This is a genomic window from Streptomyces torulosus (assembly GCF_001419765.1).
GTDB classification, from domain to species: domain Bacteria; phylum Actinomycetota; class Actinomycetes; order Streptomycetales; family Streptomycetaceae; genus Streptomyces; species Streptomyces torulosus.
Genome location: NZ_LIRK01000448.1, coordinates 1 through 4300, shown reverse-complemented (window position 1 = coordinate 4300; position 4300 = coordinate 1). Strand labels below are relative to the sequence as shown.

Here is a 4300-nt window from a genome sequence, read left to right as displayed (position 1 = left end):
CCACCCCACCGACCGCCACGCCTGCCGGAAACCAGGCCCCTACCCAACCGTCGCTTCCGGGCCCCCGACGTCCCACGGAGCTGCCCCCCGCCCACACCACGTTGATCTGCGTCGCTCTGCCGGGCCTCGCGATCTCGGGCGACCACGGTCAGCTGACCGGCGAGGGGCTGGAAGGCTTCTACCGTGGGGGACGGCGCATGCTCTCCCGCTGCCAGATCCGTGTGGCCGGACGGGAGCCCCTTCCGGTACAGGCACGGATGGTCACGGCCGACCGGGCCCGCTTCGTGGGAACGCTGCGCGTCTCCGCCGACGCCGGTCCCGACCCGGACGTGATGGTCGAACGGACCCGCCACGCCGACGGCACCGAGCGGATCACCCTGCACAGTACGGCCCGCCGCCCATTGCGCCTGCCCGTCGAGGTGTCCCTGGGCACGGACCTCGCGGAACTGGGTGCCGTCGCCTCCGGCAGCGCCGGGAAGGAGCTGCCCGCCAGCGTCCGTGACGCGGGCCTGCGCTGGTCCTGCGCCACCGGTCATTCGACCGTCACCGCCTCCCCGCCACCCGCCGACGCCCTGGCCTCCGCCGGACTGCTGCGCTGGGAGTTGGAGCTGCCTCCTGGTGGCTCGCGCAGCGTGGAGCTACGGGTACGACCGGACGGGGCGGGCCCCATCAGACCGGTGGGACGCGGAGCCACGAGCCCCCTCGCCCAGGCCGAGGCCGCGGGCGACGACTCCCGGGCCGGGGCACTGCTGCACACATGCCTGGAAGACCTGGAAGCTCTGCTGCTGCGCGACCCCGCCAACCCGTCCGACATCCACCTCGCGGCGGGCGCTCCCTGGCGCTGCGGCATGGCCCCGGCCGACGCCCTGATCGCGGCCCGCATGACGCTGCCCCTCGGCACGCGTCTCGCCGCGGGCACCCTGCGCACCCTGGCCCGCACCCAACTCGCGGGCCCGGCGGCCCAGTCGGGCATGATCCCCGGCCCGCGGAGGGACGCGGGCCCTCATCTGCCGCCGGGCTGCACCGGCACCGAAGCCACCCTCCTCTTCCCCGTGCTCCTGGCCGAGGCCAGACGCTGGGGGCTGCCCGAGCAGGAGACAGAGGCCCTGCTACCCGCCGCCGAGCGCTGTCTGCGGTGGCTGCGGGCCACCGTCGGAGCCGGGACCTGTCTGCCCGACCCGGGCCCCGGCGGGCCGCTGCGCTGCGAGACCCAGGCACACGCCCATCGGGCCGCGCTGCTGGGCGCCGACCTGCTCGACGCGTACGGCCGCCCCGGCGCGGACGAGCTGAGGGAATGGGCGATACGACTGCGCACCCGATTCCAGGCGGACTTCTGGGTCGAGGACCGCGGCGGCGGCCGACCCGCCGCCGCCCGCACCCCCGACGGGCGCCTCGTCCCGCATCTGGGCGCGGCTACCGCCCACCTCCTCGACACGGGACTGCTCGGCGGGGGCCGCCAGGCTCCGGGCCTGCTCGACAAGGTGCAGACCGAGCAGCTCGCCCGGCTGCTCGGAGGACCTGCCATGGACTCCGGGTGGGGGCTGCGCAGCCTCGGCGCGAAGGAGGCGGCGTACAACCCGTTCGGGCATCGCAGTGGTGCCGTGCGCGTGCAGGAGACGGCGATCGCGGTCGCCGGGCTCGCGGCGGCGGGCTACGAGAAGGAGGCGAGCGCTCTGATGCGGGGAGTGCTGGCGGCGGCCGAGAGCTTCGGCCACCGGCTGCCGGAGATGTACGCGGGGGAGCAGCGCACGGCGGGCGGCGCGCCGCTGCCGCATCCGGCCGCCTGCAGACCGGCCGCGACGGCGGCGGCCTCGGGTGTGCTGCTGCTCACCACCCTCGTGGGCATCCGGCCGGACACCCCGGCCGGCACGGTGACGCTGCGTCCGGTGAGCAGCGCACCGCTGGGCGAGATCGGCCTGACCGGCCTGCGCGTGGCCGGCGCCCCCTTCGCCGTGCGCGTCAGCAGACTGGGGCTCGCCATGGTCGAGGAAGCGGCCGACGGTCTGCAGTTGGGAGGGTGACCTCGGCGGACGCGTGATCGACCACGCCCTGTGCGGACCTCGCGAAGGGGCCGGGTGGATCATGAGTCAGGTGCCTGACAGAAGCGGATCAAGAACGGAAGCGACCACTGAAGGGAGTGTTTATCGTCAGGAAGACGACTATGATCGCGGCATGCCCTACGACCCGTCGGACTACCCGCCCTTCGCCGTCACCGTCGACCTGGTCGTGCTGACCGTCCGCCGCCACGCGCTGTGCGCGCTGACCGTGCGGCGGGGCGAACAGCCTTTCCAGGGGCGGTGGGCCCTGCCTGGCGGCTTCGTACGGCCCGACGAGGATCTGGCGCAGGCCGCCGCACGGGAACTGTCCGAGGAGACCGGGCTGACGGCCCACGATCCGTCCGCCCCCGCGCAGGACAACGGTGCGCACCTGGAGCAGTTGGCGACCTACGGCGACCCGAAGCGGGACCCGCGGATGAGGGTCGTCAGCGTCGCCCACCTCGCGCTCGCCCCCGACCTGCCGGCACCCCGGCCGGGCGGCGACGCGAACAGCGCGCGCTGGGCGCCCGTCGAGGAGTTGCTGGCTCAGGGGGGCTACGGGCGCGACGGCGAGCCGGTGGCGCCGCTGGCCTTCGACCACGCGCAGATCCTGGCGGACGGCGTGGAACGTGCTCGCTCGAAGATCGAGTACTCCTCGCTGGCGACCGCCTTCTGCCCGCCGGAGTTCACCGTCGGTGAGCTGCGCCGCGTCTACGAGGCGGTGTGGGCCGTGGCGCTCGACCCGCGCAATTTCCACCGCAAGGTGACGGGCACGCCCGGCTTCCTGGTGCCGACGGGGGGCACCACCACCCGGCAGGGCGGCCGCCCCGCCCAGCTCTTCCGCGCCGGTGGCGCCACGCTCCTCAACCCGCCGATGCTCCGCCCCGAGGTCTGACGGGGCGCGGTTCAAGGAGCCGAGGTCTGTCCGGTGGCGTCGCCCGACGCCGCCCGCTGCCTCGAAGCGAGCCGCGAGGTGCCCGGAAAACCGGACATACCGCGCTATCTTGCTTCGGGTGATCCAGGCCATCGGACTGACCAGCACCCCTCGCAAGGAGCATCCGCCCGCCGTCGACGACGTGTCGTTCGAGGCGCACTCCGGCCGTGTCACCGCACTCCTCGGAACGCCGGGTGCGGGCAGGACGACCGTGCTGAGGCTGATGCTCGAACTCCAGAAGGGCCGCGGAATCACCTACTTCAGAGGCCGCCCCCTGCACCGCATCGCGCACCCCAACCGCGAGGTGGGTGTTCTGCTCGGCGAAGTACCGGGGCATCCGGCCCGCACGGTTCGGGGTCATCTGCGGATGCTGTGCGCGGCCGCGGGACTGCCCGTGCGGCGGGCCGACGAAGTCCTGGAGGTGGTGGGCCTGGTCAGTCTGCGCGAGGCCCGGTTGAGCACCCTCTCGCGGGGCATGGACCGCCGACTCGGCCTGGCCTGTGCGCTGCTGTCCGACCCGCACACCCTCGTCCTCGACGAGCCCACCCACGGATTGTCCGTGCGCGAAGGACGTTGGTTGCACGGGATCATGCGGGCGCACGCGACCCAGGGCGGCACCGTCCTGTTCACCACCGGCGACCCCAAGGAGGCCGCACGGATCGCCGACCGGGTCCTCACCCTCGAACAGGGCCGACTCGTAGCCGACCAGGACGTCGCCGACTTCTCCCGCACCCGCCTCCGCCCCCGGGTGGCCGTGCGCACCCCGCACGCCGCCCGCCTCGGCGCCCTGCTGACCAAGGAGGCCCGGACCGCACGACGTTCCGTGGAGGTCGTCCGAGAGGGCGGCAACCGGCTCTCGGTGTACGGGAGTACATGCGCAGAGGTCGGCGAAACCGCGTTCCGGCACGGCATCCTCGTCCACCAACTCGCCGACGAGATCGGTGACATGGGGCCGACGGCCGCGGCGACGGCGGCGGCGACGGAGACAGCGGCCGCGACGCCGACACCGTCGCGGCCTGGTGAAGGGGAACCGGGGGAGGCGGATTCCGGTGACTCGGTCGAGGAGCCGCAGGGGGTGGGCGATGACCCCGGGGCGGCTACGCAAGAGCGCCGGATGTCACCAGCGGACTCCTCAACGCCCTCCACTCCTCCCGTCGCTCACCGCAGTCTCGTCAGTCACACAAACCTCGCAGACTCCGCCGACCCCGCTGATCCCATTGCTCACTCCAGCCCTACCGACCACACAGATCACACCAACACCACCGACGCTTCGAGGCGCCTCAGCCACCAGCCACCCCACCTGCCCCGCCTGCCCCGCTCGGTCGAGGCC

General features: G+C 73.6%; 3 protein-coding genes. All 3 read left to right on the top strand.

The genetic code is table 11. From position 1 onward, the window contains the following. On the top strand, nucleotides 1-2021 hold a 2021-nt coding region (locus AOK23_RS28765; RefSeq protein ID WP_055715529.1), incomplete at its 5' end, for an amylo-alpha-1,6-glucosidase. A gap of 151 nt (nucleotides 2022-2172) precedes the next feature. Then, entirely contained in the window at nucleotides 2173-2931 is a 759-nt protein-coding gene (locus AOK23_RS28760; RefSeq protein WP_055715528.1) for an NUDIX hydrolase, read from the top strand. 118 nt (nucleotides 2932-3049) lie between these two features. Then, nucleotides 3050-4300 (top strand): ABC transporter ATP-binding protein (locus AOK23_RS28755; RefSeq protein WP_240496608.1); only part of this gene is annotated, 1251 nt, incomplete at its 3' end.